This window comes from Paenibacillus favisporus, assembly GCF_040545415.1.
Classification (GTDB): Bacteria; Bacillota; Bacilli; order Paenibacillales; family Paenibacillaceae; genus Paenibacillus_AQ; species Paenibacillus_AQ favisporus.
On record NZ_JBEPLV010000004.1, the window covers coordinates 169,683 to 187,426 of the forward strand.

Consider the following 17,744-nt stretch of genomic DNA (forward strand, 5'->3'; position numbering starts at 1 on the left):
TAAATATACGATGTATGTTGAAATAAAATTTCGCAAGCGATATAATAGGCACCAGAAATGTTAACATCTCAAGGCAGCATACAGGGCTTTTCGGCTCATTCGTGGGCGGTTACGGATTGCACCGTCTGTTCGGAGCATTTACGCCATTGAGTCTGCGGGCGATCCTGAAGGGAACCGGAAATCGGGAGGGAAGATCATGTACGCTGATATAGCGGAAGGTGCCAAGGCGCTTGGCCTGGACCCCAAAGGGCTCGAGGCCGCCGGGCGTGCCATTGAGCGGGAGATGGCCGCCGGGGTGATACCCGGGGCGGTGCTGGCCGTCACCCGGCACGGGAAGGAATGGGTTTATGCAGCGGGGAGCGCAAACCCGGGTCCGGATCATCCGCTCCCGGCCGGACCGGATGTCCTGTATGATTGTGCTTCGCTGACCAAGGTGAGCGTCACGCTGCCACTTGTGCTCGGACTGATCGATGACGGCGTCCTGACGCTTGGTACAAAGATTGCCGCCTGGATCCCTGAGTTTACCGGTGAGGGGCGGGAAGAGGTGACGATCGGGCAGCTGCTCACCCATACCTCCGGTCTGCCGGCGGATCGAAATATCCACGCGCACGGCTGGACGCAGCCCCAAATGTGGGAGGCGGTCACCGGCGTGGCGCTGCAGCATCCGCCGGGTACGGCCGCCGTCTACAGCGATCTCGGCTTCCTCCTTCTCGGCCGGATCGTCGAGAAGGAGGCGGGCATGCCTCTGGACCAGGCGGCCAAGGCCCGCATCTGGGAGCCGCTCGGCATGGCCGGCGCCGTCTTCGCCCCGCCGGCCGGGCTGCGGGCGCGGACCGCCCCGACGGAATATGACCGCGCTGCCGGCGGTCATCTCCAAGGGGTGGTCCACGACGAGAAAGCCCGCGCCCTCGGCGGCGTCTGCGGGCACGCCGGCCTGTTCGCCACCGCCGGCGACCTGGCGCGCTATGCGCGGATGTGGCTGGCCGGCGGCGCCGTGCCGGAGCCGACCGCGCCGGGCGGCCAGCCGCGGCGCGTCCTGTCGGCGGCGGCCGTCAGGGCCGCGACCCGGACCCATACCGCCGGCATCGCCGGGGCGAACCGGGGGCTCGGCTGGGTCCTGAAAGGGGACCGCTGGGACGCCTCCGGCGACTGGATGGGCCCGCGCAGCTACGGGCACACCGGGTTTACCGGGACCAGCCTGTGGGTGGAGCCCGATCTGGACCTGGCGGTGGTGCTGCTCACCAACCGGGTCTATTACGGCCGAAGCGGCAGCGTCGGCGTGCTGCGGGCGGCGGTGCACAACGCGATTACCGCCGCCGTCAGAGATTGATAACGATGCGAACGAGAACGAGCAGGGATGAAATCTGCTACGATACGATACGGGCAAAGGAGAGAGCATCATGAACGGGGGACTAGTCAGACTGCGAGAGATTTTGGACGACCTTACGCCCTCAGAGCGCAAAGTGGCTGAATACATTATCAGCTATCCGCACAGCATACTCGACATGTCCGTAGCGCAGCTGTCTGCGGAAAGCGGCGGCAGCCAGGCGGCGATCATCCGCTTGTGCAAATCCATGGGGGTGAAAGGATACCCGGAGCTGAAGCTGAAGGTGGCCGGGGACCTGAACCAGAACGAGGAGCGCTATGAGTACCGGGAGATTCGTCCGGGCGATTCCATGGAGCAAATTATCCAAACCGTGTCCGCCAACAACATTCAGTCGATCCGGGACACGGTAACGATTCTTGATCCGAAAACCGTGGACCTTGCGGTGGAGGCGTTAAGCCAAGCCTCCCGAATTTTTTTCTACGGGCTTGGGGCTTCCCATCTGATCGCGCAGGATGCGCATCACAAATTTTTGCGGATCAACAAGACAAGCCATTCCTTTACCGATCCGCATCTGGAGCTGACCTCGGCGGTCATGCTGAATCCGGGCGACGTGGCGGTCGGCATTTCGTATTCGGGCGAGACGGCCCACGTCATCGAATGCCTGAAGGAGGCGCGCACCTGCGGAGCCAAGACAATTTCCATCACCAAGTACGGCAACAATGCCGTGTCGGCGCAGGCCGATTATCCGCTCTACACGTCATCGACGGAGAACGAAATCCGCAGCGGCGCGATGTCGTCGCGGATGACCCAACTGAACGTCATCGATATTTTATATTTGGGCGTGGCCAGCCGGGAATACGATCAATCGGTCCGGTATTTGAAAAAAAGCCGGGAGATTATCAAGCGCCTGACGGGCCGCTGACCGGAACAGGCCGGCTTATCTTTATCCCTACGTATCCTCTTTCCCTGAGCCGTTGATGGCTCTCGCGGAAAGGGGATGATTTATTTTCAGGTAAAATCTCCATATTATGCGGACGCTTTCGTCCCAAAGGATGATAGAATAGAGGGAATTGAACGTCATCTTGGGATGGAATATCGGCATAAATGGGGTATAGGCAATGGATAAAGAGATAGACCAAATGGATGATCGGCAGATCATTGCAGCTTTTAACGCGCATTACAGGCAGCGGGGCCTTGATCCCGCCAAGTTTCCCGTTCTCAGCAAGCGCTACACCACAGAGGAACTGGAGGAACGGTTGTCCTTTTATAAGGAATATATTGATATCATTCTATTTTTCGTCAACAAGTTTCTGTCGACCATTCAAGGGACCCCGATCTTGGTCACGGTGACCGATCAATGGGGATATCTGCTGGAATGCTACGGCGAGCCGATGTTTCTCGAGGCCATCGCGGAGCTGGGCATTACCAAGGGGGTCCGCTACAACGAGGAAACCGGCACGGGCTCGGTCCCGCTGTGCCTGCGGTTTAAGCGTCCGTTCCAGACCTTGGGCGAAGATCATTTCTTCGAGGCGCTCCATGGCATGGCCTGTTACTCGGCCCCTTTCCACCGGGAGGACGGGGCGGTGCTTGGAACGCTTTCCCTGATGACCGGGGTCGATTCGGCCCATCCGCACCTGCTGACCCTGCTGTGTACCATGGTTGATTCCGTGGAGCGGGAAATGCTGCTTCGCCGGAACAACGCCCACCTTCACACGTTGAACCAAGTGCTGCTGGAGGCGAATTATCAGGGGGTTGTCGTGACGGACGCCGCCGGCCGGATTATCGACATGAACGATCAATACTTGAGGATGCTCCGCTTAGACGGCGGGGACAAACATCTATACCTGGGCACGCCGGTGCTGGAACACCGCCTGGTTTCCCCCTATTTCGAGCGGGTGCTGGCCAGACAGGAGGAATGCATCGGCGTGGAGCTGCAGGACACCCGGATGGACTCCGACAGCTATTATATGCTGGACGTTCTGCCGGTTTTTGATATGGGCGGCTGCCTCTGCCGCATTATCGGCACCCTGCGGGATATTACGGAAATGAAGAGGACCGAGGAGGTGCTGCGGAATACGGAGAAGCTGGTATTCGCCGGCCAGCTTGCGGTCGGCATTGCGCACGAAATCCGCAATCCCCTGACCACCGTCAAGGGCCTTATTCAGCTGGCGGGACCGACCTCTGGACTGCGGCATTATGACCTGATTATGTCGGAGCTGGACCGGATGAACCTGATCGTCGGCGAGTTCCTCATTTTAGGCAAACCGCAGGAAATCCGCTTCCGGGAAGATTGGTGCATGACGATACTGCAGGAGGTGCTGAGCCTGATCGAAATCGAGGCGGCGAAGAACAACGTCCGCATCCGGTGCACCTGCATCCGGGAGGAGAAAATTTCCTGCGACCGTAATCAGATCAAGCAGGTGTTTCTGAACATCTTGAAAAATGCCATTCAAGCGCTGCCCGGCGGGGGCCGGATCGACATCGTGCTCGAGGCAGACGGCGGTTACCAGCGGATCCGGTTTATGGACAACGGAATCGGCATGCCCGAAGAGGTGCTGGAGCGGATCGGGGAGCCTTTCCATACGACCAAGCTGGAAGGCTACGGTCTGGGCATGATGATCGTGAAGAAAATTATCGCTTCCCACCGCGGCATCCTGAACATTACAAGCGAGCCCGGCAAGGGAACGACGGTGGAAATGGGACTGCCGATCGGTTGATCGACAGTCCCCGGTGGATGAAAATGGGATTAAGCGAGGTGTCGCGGGATGAAGATCATCTGGAGTTTTGTGGAAATCGTCAGAAATGTCGTGTATTTATTCCTTGGTTTATGCGTGTGCGGGTTTGCAGAAAAAAACCTGACGGCGAGAATAGACGGCAGAATGGATCTGATCCTGCTGGTGCTGCTTGCAGATCTGATGCTGCTGTTCGTCTTCCACCGTCAGGTCATCGGCCCGAAAGCCAATAAACTTCCCGTTAGAACGAGGAATTATTTAATCATGGCTGCGGTGCTGCTTCTCACCGCCGTCTCGATGCTGGCTGAAGCCAAGTGATGGTTAGAACGGCAGGTACCAGAAAACGGCCGTTTCCTGCGCATGCTCTTTAAAGCCCCGGTATAGGTAAGAATCAAAGCCTCCGATCACAAATCCGCAGCTTTCATAAAATTGGCACGCCCGCACGTTGTTGCTCTGCGTCTCCAGCATGAGGCCGGGCGTGTGGCCGGCCTTGGCCCAGAGCACCGCCTGCTCGATCAATTTCCGGCCGATGCCGTGTCCCCGGGCGTTCCGATCCACCCGAAGATCCTCGATATAAGCGTACCGATTCCAATTTTTCGCCAGCATGATCCGGCCGACGGCCCGATCTCCCGCTAAGGCCAGGTAGACCGCACGGTCCGGACGGCCGATGTACTCCGACAAATTTCCGCTGTCGCCCTGGTCCGCCTCGTCGGGGTAGCTTTTTTGATAACTGGGCACGACGGGTTTAACCGTATAACCGATCCCTTGGTCCGTAACGGACAAAACGAGCTCGGAATCTACCGTAAAGCTGCCGTCGATCTGAATGTGCTCCGGGTGGTCCCGGTCTGTCATTTCCCTGATCTGAATATCCATTTATCGTATCCTCCTGATTCGCGGTTGGATTTTGAACATGGTTCAAAATGCTACCTTGCAATCCGGAGGCGGGGCTCTGACTTAACGAAATACAAGCTTTGCCGTCATTACGGTTCTCCTCCTATTGGGCAGAATAAGGACACACCGGCTCTATCACAGCAAAATCCGGTGATCCAATATATTTTTCAGGCTGATATGTGATTTCGACGGGCCGAACCTTGCCAGGGCGTCCTGGAAGTCGGCTACCTCGTCGACGGACCCCGTCTGGACGTGAATGAGATAGTTGTACTCCCCGCTAATGCGGAACAAGCCCGTCACTTGCTTGGACTGCGTGCAAAACTCCACCAGCTCGCTGCAGTGCTCGGTCTTCATCAGAATAAAAGAGGTTGTTCCCCGCTGCAGCTCCCGCAAATTCAGATCCGTGCTGTACCCCGAGATGACGCCTCTTTCCTCGAGCTTGACGATGCGCTCCTTCACGGAAGGCTGGGACATGACGATCCGCTTGCTGATCTGGGCGATCGGCATTCGCGCCTCATGCTGCAAAAGCTTCAATATTTTCAGGTCAATATCGTCAACTGCCGTGCTCAATTCATCATCTCTCCTGTATTCGCTATAAAGATAAGGTAATCATACGAAAATAACTTATTTTATGCAAGGCGGAAGGGTTCGATTCCTTATTCCATGCATGTCGATTGCGGAAATGAACCTATACAATGAAAACGATACGAGAAGCGCAAAGGGAGAGATGGGAATGAGCGTGAAAGGACTGGCCCATGCGGCCATTCAGGCGGAGGATTATGAAGGAACGCTGGATTTTTATACCCGGGTTCTCGGGTTTACGGTCGGCCACTCATGGAGTCTGCCTGCGTTTAAAATCAAGACGGCCTCAATGCTGGTATCGCCTGACGGACGAACCTGCGTCGAGGTGTTCGACCGCGGCGCCGAGGTTCCGGCCGAGGGGGATAAGGCGTCCTCGCGCGAGGAAGTGAAGCATGGCGCTCTGCTGCATCTGGCATTCTACGTGGACAATGTGGACGAGATGGTGGACAAGGCACTGGCCCATGGGGCGCGAATCTATGTGGAGCCGGGGAATCTGGAGCTGGGTGAGCCGCCGCTTAGGGTCCGCAATGCGGTCCTGAACAGCCCGAACGGCGAAATTATCGAATTGATCGAGGAAGTGGATTTTAACGTGGGAACCCGCTGAGGTTCTGTGTAAGATGGAGGCAGCCGAAGGTTTCGGCTGCTTTTTTGTATGTCATATAACCTTACAAACTCGTTGATAAAAAATATGGAAGCACTTACAATATTGTTATTTAGACATGTTTCGCGTTGTGTTTTGTCGAATCGGCATCCCAGAATGAAGAGAGGAGAAGTGATCCATGCGATGGGCCAATGGATGGAAAATCCAGTACATTTTCGTTCGATTCATGATCCCTTATTTCTTGTTCATGCTGTTTACCCTGCTTGCAGGGGCCTTGTTTTACAGGCAAACCTATGACGTGGTGAAAAAGGAAGTCACGCACAGCAACCTGCAGATGCTGGATCAGGTGAAAGAAACGGTCGACAGCCGCTTCAACGAGATTAACCGGATCTCCCTGCAGCTGCAAAGTGATGCGGCCGTTCAAAGCTTTCAGCAGGTGAAGGAACCGTTCCGGGACACAACGGCGTACAAGGTGTACCGGACGCAAAAAAGCCTCTACAGCTACAATGCAGCCAATGGTTTTATTCTTAACTACTATCTGATCTTCAAAAATAGCGATTTGGCGCTATCCCCCGATTCCACTTATGAACTTCCCTCGTTCTATCGTTACATGTTCTCTGACCCCAGCAAGGATTTCGCAACCTGGAGGAGCGATCTTCTCGGCCATTTCCGTAACCGGGAAATCATGTCGTCTGGATCCACGGTGTATCAAGGCAAAACGACGGATCTGCTGACCTACGTCCAGTCTCTCGGATACCCCGGCCATATTCAGGGGGCGCTGATGATTCTGGTGGACAACCAGCGCCTGCAGTCGCTTCTTCGTGGAATCGACATATCCGACGGGGGCTGGGTATCCATCGTGGATGAGAAGGGACGCCTGGTTACATCGCTGTCAAGCGGCGGCATAGTGACCCGGCAGAGCCTGCCGCCGGGAACGAAGTCCGGAGTGATCGAAGCTTCAGCGGCTACCGGCGGCATGATGATGACCTATACCACCTCGTCCTATAACGGATGGTCCTATGTCGTCGCCCAGCCGCCCCATGTCGTCCTGAGCAAAGTGCTGGCCATCAAGCATACAACCGTAACCATTCTTCTGGCGTTCCTGATTTTTGGTCTCATCCTTGCCTATCTGTTCGCTACCCGGAGCGGCAGGCCGATCGTGAACATCACGACTGCCCTGACATCCCGGCTGAACGGCGGGGAGTTGAAGCGGCCAAAGGATATGTACGGCTATATCCAGCACTCGCTCGCGCGCCTGATCGACAACAACGACGAACTGCAGCAGGAAATCGAGCGGCAGGCTCCGCTGTTGCGGGAGTCGTTCTTCGGGCGGCTTCTTCAGGGCGAATACCTGATGGCCGAACACGTCGAATCCCTGCTGAAGCATCAGAACGCCGATATTCAGGGCAGCGGCTGCGCCGTCGGAATCGTTCAGTTTCACCGCGGCGGGCACCGGTTTCAGGAGGAGGAGCTGCGCGAGCTCGATATCGAGCGCGTGCTCATCCAGGATATGCTGGGCCGGACGCTGAAGGGCTGCCCTTTCACCTACCCGGTCGCCGAGGATAAGATTGCCGTCCTGTTCGTCAACGGGCAGGGAGATCCTGGCGCCTTCCGCAAGATGGTGGAACGGGAGCTGCAGCAGCTGACGCTGGAAATCAGCCGCCACGGGCTTCAGGCGGGATTTGCGGTGGGAGGCTACCGAACCTCGCTCCTTGAAGTGCCGGAGTCCTTTGAAGAAGCGAGGCAGGCGCTCTCCCGGCTGTATGAAGCCGGGACCAGCCAGTCCGTCTGGTTCGAGGATCTGGCCCATGATCACCGCGGTTTTTATTTTCCGGCGGAATCGGAAAACCGCCTTATGAATTACATCAAAGCTGGCGAGACGGAGGAGGTCCGGAAGCTGCTCGCCTCCCTGTACCGGGAAAATTTCGAGGAGCGGCACCTTCCCTTGGCGATGCAGCAGCTGTTCGTTCTTGACCTGGTGGGCTGCCTGGTCAAAGTGCAGGATCAGCTGATGGTGAAGGAGCAGGCGGACATGAGGCATCTGCTGCAGCAGCTCGGCACGGCCAATCATCCGAAGCAGGCGTTTGATAACGCTACGGAGAGATTTGCGGAAATTTCGGACGACATCGATCGGCGCAAGAAGAGCCGCAACGTCCAATTGATCCGCGATACGGTGGACTACATTCATCAGCAGTACGGACAGGCTGATCTCAGCCTGGATGCCGCGGCGGATCATCTGAATATATCCAAGGGGTATCTGTCGCAATTTTTTAAAGAGCAGACAGGGGTCAATTTTTCCGAATACGTTGAGAACCTCCGGATGGACAAAGCCAAGCAGCTGCTGTCCGAGACCAGGCTGCCGATCCGGGATATTGCGCAGCAGGTCGGGTACCACGCGTCCAGCACCTTCTGCCGGGCCTTCAAGCGCGGCAGCGGCATCAGCGCAACGGCGTACCGTGATATCGCACATAAGAAACCGGCTTCCCCTCTTCACCGTCAGGATGCATAAGTGTTTTTGGGCCAGGGATTTCCTGGCCTTTTCGCTTTAACGGGAATACCCCGCCAGCGGCCGGCTGCCTAAGGCAAATAAGCCCGAATCTAAAGAAATGTATACAAGGCGGACAAAGGTCAACGGCCTTTCTGAACGAGGGTAAACCCGCCGGGGAACAGGCAATTTACACCTTGGGCGGTCCCGGTCTATGCTGGGTCCAATCAAGGGGGGTGAAAGTGAATTGAGCATGTCGGTGACCGAGCGAAAGACAAGGGCAGCGCGCAGGACAGGAAGGAGACCCGCCGTAAAGAAGCTGATCCACAGCTGGCAGTTATACGTGCTGATGGCGCTGCCGCTCCTGTATTTGATCATTTTCAAGTACGTACCTATGTATGGCGCACAAATCGCTTTCAAGAACTTTATTGTGACCAAAGGCATTTGGGGAAGCGAGTGGGTCGGGCTGAAGCATTTTGAGCGCTTTGTTCACTCATACGACTTCTGGAGGATTTTGAAAAACACCCTGATCCTCAGTTTTTACAACCTGGCTGCGAGCTTTCCGTTTCCCATTCTGCTGGCGCTCGGCCTCAACTATTTGCGGGGGCGGGTATTCAAGCGGGCGGTGCAGATGGTCACGTATGCCCCGCATTTCATCTCGATTGTCGTCATCGTCGGGATTATCCGGGAGCTGCTCGACCCGAGAACGGGCATCGTCAACAAGCTGCTCGGCTTTATCGGTGTGGGACCGGTCAATTTTATGGGCGAGATTTCGATGTTCTCTTCCATTTATGTCTGGTCGGATGTCTGGCAGCATGCGGGCTTTAACTGCATCATTTTCATTGCGGCGCTTGCCGCGATCGACCCTGCCCTGCATGAAGCGGCCGTGGTCGACGGGGCCAGCAAGCTGCGCCGGATGTGGCATATCGACCTGCCCGGCATCATGCCCATGGCGATCATCCTTCTGATCCTGAGCACCGGGCATGTGCTCGACGTTGGCTTTGAGAAGGTGCTCCTTCTCCAGAACCCCATAAACCTGAAGGCATCCGAAATTATCGACACGTACGTGTACAAGGTCGGTCTGACCTCGCAGGTGGCAAATTACTCGTACTCAACTGCCATCGGCTTGTTCAAGTCGGTCATTAACCTGGTGCTGCTCATCGTAGTCAACAAGATCGCTCAGCAGTCGAAGCAGGCAAGTCTGTGGTAAGGAGGGAAGCCCATGAACGGCACTTTGCGCAATGACTCCCGGGGGGACAAGGTGTTCTCGCTCGTGAACGGCGCCATCGTCACCCTGTTTTTTATCAGCGTGCTCTATCCGATCGTGTACATCGTCAGCGCGTCTTTCAGCGACTCTAATGCCGTCGTGTCCGGCAAGGTATGGTTGTGGCCGGTTCGTCCGACGCTGGAAGGTTACGCCGCCGTATTCGACTACAAGATGGTATGGACCGGATTTAAAAACTCCGTCGTCTACACCGTGACAGGCACCGCCCTCAACGTCTTCTTGACGGTGCTGGCCGCTTATCCGCTGTCCCGTAAAGACCTGTACGGCAAAAACGTATTCATGATTCTGTTCATGTTCACGACGATGTTTACGGGGGGACTGATCCCCAGCTATCTGCTGGTGCGGGAGCTCGGTATGCTCGATACGATCTGGTCCATGATCATTCCGGGAGCGCTGACCGTATGGAATGTCATCATCGCCCGGACGTATTTTCAGATGTCCATACCGGACGAGCTGCTCGAGGCGGCACGGCTGGACGGATGCAATGACTTCCAGTTTTTGTGGAAGGTGGTCATCCGGCTGTCGGGACCCATTCTCGCCGTGATTACGCTGTATTATGCGTCGGCCAACTGGAACCAGTATTTTAACGCGATGATTTATTTGAAATCCCAGGACCACTACCCGCTGCAGCTCGTGCTTCGCGATATTCTGATCCAGAACGATGTCGACACGGCGATGCTGGCGGCCGATCCGCAGGATGCGGCCCGCAGGGAGGCACTCAAAATTTTACTGAAGTATTCCTTGATTGTGATTTCCATCTTTCCGCTTCTGGTCGTGTATCCTTTCGTTCAGAAATTTCTGGTAAAAGGCGTCATGATCGGCTCATTAAAGGGATAAGGAGATGATCGGTGTGAAAAGAAAGTTCCTGTCTTTGCTACTCATATCCGCGGTCATGATCGGCCTGCTCGGCGCATGCGGCAGCGGGGATTCGGGGGGCGCGCCGGCGGCGGAGCCAAGTGCCGGTGAAGCGGTGAGCGATGCGGGCGTGTTCCCGATCGTGAACGACAAACTGACGCTCAAGGTCATGATCGGCGCCAATCCGGCCGTCGAAGATTTCAACACGAACGAATTCACCAAATACTTCGAGGAGAAAACGAATATTCATGTGGAGTGGGAAATCGCCACTGCCGAGAAGCTCAACCTGGCGCTGGCGAGCGGCGACCTGCCGGACGTCATCATGAGCATGAACGTCACGCCGGAGCAGCAGGCGCTGTACGGAGAACAGGGGGTCATTCTTCCTCTGAACGATTACATTGAGAAATACGGCCTGAATACGAAAAAAATGTTTGAGGAAAGTCCGCTGGTCAAACCGACGATCACCTCGGCCGACGGGAACATTTACGCACTGCCGGCTCCGAACGAATGCTACCACTGCTCCATGCGACAGAAGCTGTGGATCTACGAGCCGTGGCTGAAGGCGCTCAATCTGGAGATGCCGACCACGATCGATGAATTTTATAAGGTGCTGAAGGCGTTCAAGACCCAAGACCCGAATAAAAACGGGAAGGCCGACGAAATCCCGTTCTCGGGAGCGCCGCAAACGACACAAAATTCGACCCTGACGACGAGCGTGGAAAACTTCCTGATGAACTCTTTCACGTATGCACCTTATACTCGGATGTATGTGAATGATGAGGGCAAAGTCGACGTTCCGTTCGTCAAGGACGGTTGGAAGGAAGGGCTGGCCTTCCTGCACAAGCTGTACGACGAAGGCTTGATGGATCCGCAATCGCTGACCCGGGATCCCGCGCAGCTCGTTCAGCTGGGGGAAAATCCGGACGTGCCGATTCTGGGCGCCGCCTCCGGCCCCAATATGAGTGTGCTCACCCAACTGAGCGGTGCTAGCGGCCGGTGGAAGGATTATGTCGCCGTACCTCCGCTGAAAGGCCCGGAAGGGCTTCAGGTGACGCAGTACGATCCTTATCAGGTGGCTCCGGGGCAGTTCGTGATCACGAACAAGGCGAAAAATCCGGCGGCGGCCTTCCGCTTCGCGGACGCCCTGTACGACCGGGAAATGACGCTGCGCTCAACGATCGGAGAGCCGGATAAGGACTGGAGATGGGCCAAAGACGGCGAAATCGGATTAAACGGCAAGCAGGCGGTCTATAAAGACATGTCCCAATTCGGGGTGACGCAGAACAAGCACTGGGCCCAGACCGGCATCGCCTACCGTCCGAATTCGCTGCGCCTCGGCGCGGTGGAGGACAAGGAGAACCCGCTGGAATCGATCCTGTACAACGAGACGAAGACCAAATACGAGCCTTATCGTGTCAAGGTGGAGACGGTGCTGCCGCCGCTCAATTTTACGGTGGATCAATCGCAGGAGCTGGCTGACCTGTCCAAGACGATTTTCGATTACACGAACGAAATGATGGCGCGGTTCATTATCGGCGACGCCGACCTCAACGCCCAGTGGAACGAGTACCAGTCGACGCTGAAGAGCATGGGGCTGGACCGATACCTGGAGATCTACCAGGAAGCGTACGATGCGCGCAAATCCGTGACATCCGAGACCCAATCGTAAGGAGGAAACTTCGATCATGACCGCTATTCAATCGCACGCCTTTACCGTTCCGGACAAGTGGAAGTGGTTTACCGAGAGCCGTTACGGGATGTTTATCCATTGGGGGCCTTACGCGCAGTACGGGCGCGGGGAACAGGTGCTGTTCCGTGAGCATTTGGACCACAAGGAGTATGCGGAGCAGGCCTGCGCATGGAACCCGAAGCATTACGATCCCGAATTGTGGGCCTATACGGCGAGAAAAGCCGGGTTTAAATATGCCTGCTTTACGACCCGGCACCACGACGGCTACTGCATGTGGGACAGCGCTTATACGGACTACTCCAGCGCCAAGCAGGCTCCGCAAAGGGATTTTGTCCGTGAATACACTGAGGCCTTCCGCAAAGAGGGGCTGCGGATCGGACTGTACTATTCGTGGATCGATTGGCGGCTGCCGGCGTATTTCCACGGCCCGGCCAAGGATCCGGAGGGGTGGGAGAAGGTCCGCGCCTATCTTCACGCCCAAGTCAAAGAGCTGCTGACGAACTACGGAAAGATCGACCACTTCTTCTTCGACGGAGTATGGCCGCGGAATGCGGATGATCTGCAGAGCGTGAAGCTGGTGGAGGAGATGCGGGCGCTGCAGCCGGATATTCTTATCAACAACCGGCTCGGTTATTCCGCCGCTCATGACGGGTATCGGGCCGACGGGGGCGTGGGTGCCGGCGATTCCGATACGCTCGGCGACTTCGGTACCCCGGAGCATGTGATCCATGCCGAGCAGAAACGGCTGTGGGAGTCGTGCCAGGTGACGACATGGCGGCTCTGGAGCCATGTAATCGGCGAGCGGTGGCGTCCGGCGGATGTGCTGCTTGATATGCTCTGCGAAAGCGCCGAGAAAGGCGGCGCCCACGGGGGCAACCTGCTGCTCAACGTCGGCCCGACGGCGGACGGTCAGCTCCCGCCTGAATTCGTGGAGCGTGGGCTGGAGATCGGGCGCTGGCTGGAGGTGCACGGCGAGGCGGTGTACGGCACGGACGGAGGCTCCGTCACCGAGTTTATCACCCGCGGACGGCAGACGACCCGCGGCAATAACTTGTATTTGATCATCCGGTTCTGGGACGGCCGCCCGGACATGAGGCTGGCCGACTTGAACACCCGGGTGAAGGGCGTCACGCTCCTGACCACAGGGCAGGAGCTCGCATTCGAACAGAACGGCGATGAGCTGTGGATTCACGGGCTGCCGCGGGAGGCGCCGACGCGGCTCTTCCCGGTGATCCGCGTGGAATGCGAAGGCAAGCCCGAGGCGAATCAGTGGGGGAGGGAGCGGCTGTGGGAAGGCGATCCCGCCCGGGTAGCTGACTGGGCGCGCCTGCGGGGCACATCGGTATTCGCCGATGGTGCCGAGCGGTAACTCAGCCGGATTTAACTAAAATGCAAACCCTGACCCTGTAACCTTAGGGCCATCTCATACTAGGCAGCCGTATGCTTTTTCCTTGGAGCCTTTCTTCCGAGGAAGCATGCGCTGAGCCTTGGAGGGATGGCCCTTTTGTTGTGAAGAACGATTCGGCGTTATTATATTCCTTTACATTTATATAACCAAAAGGTAATATAATTGTCATGAACACAGACAAACTGTTTGAAGCGTTATCCGAACCGAACCGGCGGAGCATTCTGGAATATTTGCGAGTGCGGGACCGTTCTGTGGGCGAGCTTGTGGAGCTGTCGTCCCTAAGCCAGCCGGGGGTGTCCAAGCATTTGCGGATCCTGCGGGAAGCGGGGCTTGTGACCGTCCGCAGCGATGCCCAGAAGCGGATGTACAGCCTGAACGCGAAGCCGCTGGAGCAGCTTGACGATTGGCTTGGGCCCTACCGCAGGTTTTGGTCCGGCAAGCTGGACGACCTGGAGCGCTTCCTCGATGAAGAAGAGCCTTGAGCAGGAAATACCTGCTTGCAGGGATTTGGCAGAATTTAAGTTGGATTGGGTATCCTGACGGAATGACAAACTTTAAGGAGCATGCGAAAAAGGAGGATCAACCGTGAATTCCAATGAATTGGCCGTGGTTGAGCAGGACGAGCAGGGAACCCGTGTGCGGTTCGTGCGGCATTTGAAGCACCCGGTGGAAAAGGTATGGGCGGCGCTGACCGAGAATGACCAGCTGAAGCAGTGGTTTGCGGAGCTTCGCGTCGAAGATTTGCGTGAAGGCGGAGTCATCTCATTCGATATGCAGGACGGTACTTATGAAAAGTTCGAAATTTTGGAGCTGAAGCCCCTGTCGGTACTTGAGTATACCTGGGCGGAGGACCGCGTCCGGTTTGAGCTGTATCCGGTGCCGCAGGGCTGCCGCCTCGTCCTGATCGAGACGATCGTCCGAGTCACCGATCATACGCCTAAGGACGTTGCCGGATGGGATGTCTGCCTGGACGTTATCGAGGCGCTGCTCGACGGCCGGACCATTGCTTCCCGGAAGGACATCTGGGAAGGGAAATACGAGCAATACCGCCATCGGTTTGCGGAGCTGCGTCAGGGATAAGCCATGAGCGGCCGGCAGCCGAGATGTACAGCCAAGGAGCCCCCAGTCTAATAGGACTGGAGGGCTTTTTTTGGCGTGGCGTTGGCGTTGGGAACGATCTTCAGCTGCCAGAAGAAATCTGCTGCTCCCGGTAGGATCGGGGTGAGCAGCCAATCGTTTTTTTGAACATTTTGGAGAACAGGAACGGGTCTGTGTAGCCGACCGAGCGGGACACGTCGCTTACCGACAGCTCCAGGTTGTGCAGCAGCACAGCGGCGCGCTTCATCCGGTACTCCAGCAGGAACGCCTGCAGCGACACGCCGAACTGGTCCTTGAACAGGCCGGACAGATATGTCCGGTCCAGCCCGACGGAACGGGCGATGTCCTGGATGCTGATCTTCTGGCTGTAGCTGCTCTCGATATAGCCGACGGCCTTGCGGACGTAGGCTTCTTTCGAGGTGGTTGGCCGCGGGGCTTCGCCGTTGTCACGGCAGTCCCGAATCAGCTCGCCCAGCAGCCCGTACAGGATGCCCTGGCTGAGCACGTCGCCGCCGGGTCCTTCCATCGCGGCGCGCAGCTGTTCGTAAAACCGCGGAAAACCGCCGTCCGGACCTGCCTCGTAGACTGGATGGGACGCATTCAGGTGGGCGCGCTGCAGGAGCGTTTTGGCCAGCACACCTTGAAAGCCGAACCATGTATACGTCCACGGATCCGACTCGTCGGCCGTGTATTGCACCAGCATATCCGGCACGATCAGGAATCCCTGTCCCGCGCCGAGCCGGTAGGTGGTGCCGCCGGTGGTGAAAGTCCCCGTGCCGCTGTGCACATAGTGCAGGATGTAGGCATCCCGCAGTCCGGGTCCCCACGAATGGTTCGGCAGGCATTCCTCCATGCCGAAAAAGTGCAGGCGGAGATCCGTTTGGCCCTGCAGGGCGGGCATATAGTAGTCAACATTGATCCGGGTCATTTGAGCTATGAGTCCCTCCTGTCTGTCTCGCAAGAAAAACTTCCGCTAAACGCGGTCTGTCTTCTATGAAGGTACATCGATAGACGTTTTTTTTATAATATCAGAAAGTATAAACTCCAGAGCCATGGCTTCCTGATATTGCAAGAAAAACTTCCGCTAAACGCGGTCTGTCTTCTGTGAAGGTACGTCGATAGATGTTTTTTTATAATATCAGAAAGTATAAACTCCAGAGCCATGGCTTCCTGATATTGCAAGAAAAATTACCTTTAAACGCGGTCTGTCTTCTGTGAAGGTACATCGATAGACGTTTTTTTACATTATAACAGGTAAAACGGCTGTAAAACGAGATGAAAGCGAATTCTAAAATGGGATTATGACAGGTATTGCAGGGGTTGCTCCATGTTATTTACAGGGCCGGGCCTATATATTTAGGTCATGCGACGGGCTTGAAGAAAGCCAACATTTACGGGAGGGATTGAATCAATATGGCCAAAATTACGTTTATCGGTGCAGGCAGTACGGTATTTGTAAAAAACGTGCTTGGAGACGTCATGTCAACTCCGGCGCTGCAGGGGTTTGAGCTGGCCCTTTTCGATATCGACATGGAGCGGCTGAACGATTCGGAACGGCTCCTGAACAGCATCAAGGAGACGCTGGGCAGCACGTGCCAGATCAAGGCGTACACGGACCGCAAAGAGGCGCTGCGCGGCGCCAAATACGTCATTAACGCGATCCAGGTGGGCGGGTACGATCCTTGTACGATCACCGATTTTGAGGTGCCGAAGAAATACGGCCTGCGCCAGACGATTGCCGACTCGCTGGGCATCGGCGGGATCTTCCGCAACCTGCGCACGATTCCGGTCATGCTGGACTTTGCGAAGGACATTCAGGAAGTCTGTCCGGACGCCTGGTTCCTCAATTACACGAATCCGATGGCAGTGCTGACCAACGTCATGAACACCGTGGGCGGTGTGAAAACGGTCGGTCTGTGCCACAGCGTGCAGCACTGCGTATCCGACCTGTTCAGAACGCTCGAAATGGATCCGACCGGCGTGGAATCCAAAATCGCGGGCATCAACCATATGGCCTGGCTGCTTGAGGTCAAGAAAGACGGGGTGGACCTGTACCCCGAAATCAAGCGCCGTGCCGCCGAAAAGCAGAAGGAGAAGCATCATGACATGGTGCGCTTCGAGCTGATGCTGCGTTTCGGCTACTATGTCACGGAATCGTCCGAGCATAATGCCGAATACCATCCGTATTTCATCAAACGCAATTATCCCGAACTCATTGAAAGATACAACATTCCGCTCGACGAATACCTGCGTCGCTGCGTTAACCAGATCAACGGATGGAAGGAAATGCGAGAGAAGCTGTTTGCGAGCGAAAGCATCGGGCACAGCCGTTCCAAGGAGTATGCATCCTACATCATGGAGGCGATGGAGACGAACCAGCCGTTCAAAATCGGCGGCAACGTTATGAACACCGGCCTGATCACGAACCTGCCGAAGGAAGCCTGCGTCGAAGTGCCATGCCTGGTGGATGCCTCCGGCGTGACTCCGACGTACGTGGGCGATCTGCCGCCGCAGCTGGCCGCGCTGAACCGCACGAACATCAATACGCAGCTGCTTACCGTGGAAGCGGCCGTCACCGGGAAAAAGGAGCACATCTACCATGCGGCCATGCTCGATCCGCACACATCTGCCGAGCTGTCCATCGACGATATCGTGGCGCTGTGCGACGATCTCATCGAGGCGCACGGCAGCTGGCTGCCTGAATTCAAATAAAGGCGTCGCTGTGATGTAAAAAATGAACGGGCTTACCTCTCTCTGCTGCTTCGAGGCAGAGACGGGGTAAGCCCGTTT

The 17,744-nt window shown here is 56.5% G+C and carries 16 protein-coding genes; 13 read left to right on the forward strand and 3 right to left on the reverse strand.

Going from position 1 to position 17,744, the window contains the following annotated elements; translation table 11 throughout:
- The first annotated feature begins 196 nt into the window (after window positions 1-196).
- The 4 genes from ABID47_RS18745 to ABID47_RS18760 all read left to right on the forward strand — a co-directional run bounded on the left by ABID47_RS18745 (window position 197) and on the right by ABID47_RS18760 (window position 4,377).
- A complete protein-coding gene (locus ABID47_RS18745) occupies window positions 197-1,330 on the forward strand; it encodes a serine hydrolase domain-containing protein (RefSeq protein WP_354499013.1) in 1,134 nt (377 codons plus the stop codon).
- 70 nt (window positions 1,331-1,400) lie between these two features.
- Entirely contained in the window at window positions 1,401-2,249 is an 849-nt protein-coding gene (locus ABID47_RS18750) for a MurR/RpiR family transcriptional regulator (protein ID WP_354499015.1), read from the forward strand.
- 196 nt (window positions 2,250-2,445) lie between these two features.
- Complete coding sequence (locus tag ABID47_RS18755; protein ID WP_354499017.1) at window positions 2,446-4,044, forward strand: ATP-binding protein; 1,599 nt, start codon at window positions 2,446-2,448, stop codon at window positions 4,042-4,044.
- A 48-nt stretch (window positions 4,045-4,092) separates the two neighbouring features.
- On the forward strand, window positions 4,093-4,377 hold the full coding sequence (locus ABID47_RS18760) for a hypothetical protein (protein ID WP_354499019.1): 285 nt from the start codon (window positions 4,093-4,095) through the stop codon (window positions 4,375-4,377).
- A gap of 3 nt (window positions 4,378-4,380) precedes the next feature.
- Here the strand turns inward: ABID47_RS18760 and ABID47_RS18765 are convergent, their stop codons facing one another.
- On the reverse strand, window positions 4,381-4,932 hold the full coding sequence (locus ABID47_RS18765; protein WP_354499021.1) for a GNAT family N-acetyltransferase: 552 nt from the start codon (window positions 4,930-4,932) through the stop codon (window positions 4,381-4,383).
- 153 nt (window positions 4,933-5,085) lie between these two features.
- Window positions 5,086-5,520 (reverse strand): Lrp/AsnC family transcriptional regulator, encoded by a 435-nt coding sequence (locus ABID47_RS18770; RefSeq protein ID WP_354499023.1) that lies wholly within the window; start codon window positions 5,518-5,520, stop codon window positions 5,086-5,088.
- Window positions 5,521-5,683: 163 nt separating this feature from the next.
- Here ABID47_RS18770 and ABID47_RS18775 point away from each other — a divergent pair, with 163 nt between their 5' ends.
- The 8 genes from ABID47_RS18775 (at window position 5,684) to ABID47_RS18810 (ending at window position 14,936) form a co-directional block, all read left to right on the forward strand.
- On the forward strand, window positions 5,684-6,136 hold the full coding sequence (locus tag ABID47_RS18775; RefSeq protein WP_354499025.1) for a VOC family protein: 453 nt from the start codon (window positions 5,684-5,686) through the stop codon (window positions 6,134-6,136).
- Between the two features lie 175 nt (window positions 6,137-6,311).
- Window positions 6,312-8,642: a helix-turn-helix domain-containing protein gene (locus tag ABID47_RS18780; RefSeq protein ID WP_354499026.1), complete on the forward strand. Its 2,331-nt coding sequence runs from the start codon at window positions 6,312-6,314 to the stop codon at window positions 8,640-8,642.
- Between the two features lie 229 nt (window positions 8,643-8,871).
- A complete protein-coding gene (locus ABID47_RS18785) occupies window positions 8,872-9,828 on the forward strand; it encodes an ABC transporter permease (RefSeq protein ID WP_105445261.1) in 957 nt (318 codons plus the stop codon).
- Window positions 9,829-9,840: 12 nt separating this feature from the next.
- Window positions 9,841-10,740 carry a carbohydrate ABC transporter permease gene (locus tag ABID47_RS18790; RefSeq protein WP_089549307.1) on the forward strand — a complete coding sequence of 300 codons (900 nt, stop codon included), beginning with the start codon at window positions 9,841-9,843 and terminating at the stop codon, window positions 10,738-10,740.
- A gap of 13 nt (window positions 10,741-10,753) precedes the next feature.
- A complete protein-coding gene (locus ABID47_RS18795) occupies window positions 10,754-12,427 on the forward strand; it encodes an ABC transporter substrate-binding protein (protein ID WP_354499028.1) in 1,674 nt (557 codons plus the stop codon).
- A gap of 16 nt (window positions 12,428-12,443) precedes the next feature.
- Window positions 12,444-13,817 carry an alpha-L-fucosidase gene (locus ABID47_RS18800; protein ID WP_354499030.1) on the forward strand — a complete coding sequence of 458 codons (1,374 nt, stop codon included), beginning with the start codon at window positions 12,444-12,446 and terminating at the stop codon, window positions 13,815-13,817.
- Between the two features lie 206 nt (window positions 13,818-14,023).
- A complete protein-coding gene (locus ABID47_RS18805) occupies window positions 14,024-14,338 on the forward strand; it encodes an ArsR/SmtB family transcription factor (protein ID WP_089549304.1) in 315 nt (104 codons plus the stop codon).
- A gap of 103 nt (window positions 14,339-14,441) precedes the next feature.
- Complete coding sequence (locus tag ABID47_RS18810; RefSeq protein ID WP_354499033.1) at window positions 14,442-14,936, forward strand: SRPBCC family protein; 495 nt, start codon at window positions 14,442-14,444, stop codon at window positions 14,934-14,936.
- A 100-nt stretch (window positions 14,937-15,036) separates the two neighbouring features.
- On the opposite strand, the gene ABID47_RS18815 is transcribed toward ABID47_RS18810, so the two are convergent.
- Window positions 15,037-15,882: an AraC family transcriptional regulator gene (locus ABID47_RS18815; RefSeq protein ID WP_354499034.1), complete on the reverse strand. Its 846-nt coding sequence runs from the start codon at window positions 15,880-15,882 to the stop codon at window positions 15,037-15,039.
- A gap of 485 nt (window positions 15,883-16,367) precedes the next feature.
- Between ABID47_RS18815 and melA the strand changes: the two genes are divergently transcribed.
- Window positions 16,368-17,666, forward strand: coding sequence for an alpha-glucosidase/alpha-galactosidase (melA, locus tag ABID47_RS18820; protein ID WP_076173052.1), 1,299 nt, complete (start codon window positions 16,368-16,370; stop codon window positions 17,664-17,666).
- Window positions 17,667-17,744: the final 78 nt, after the last annotated feature.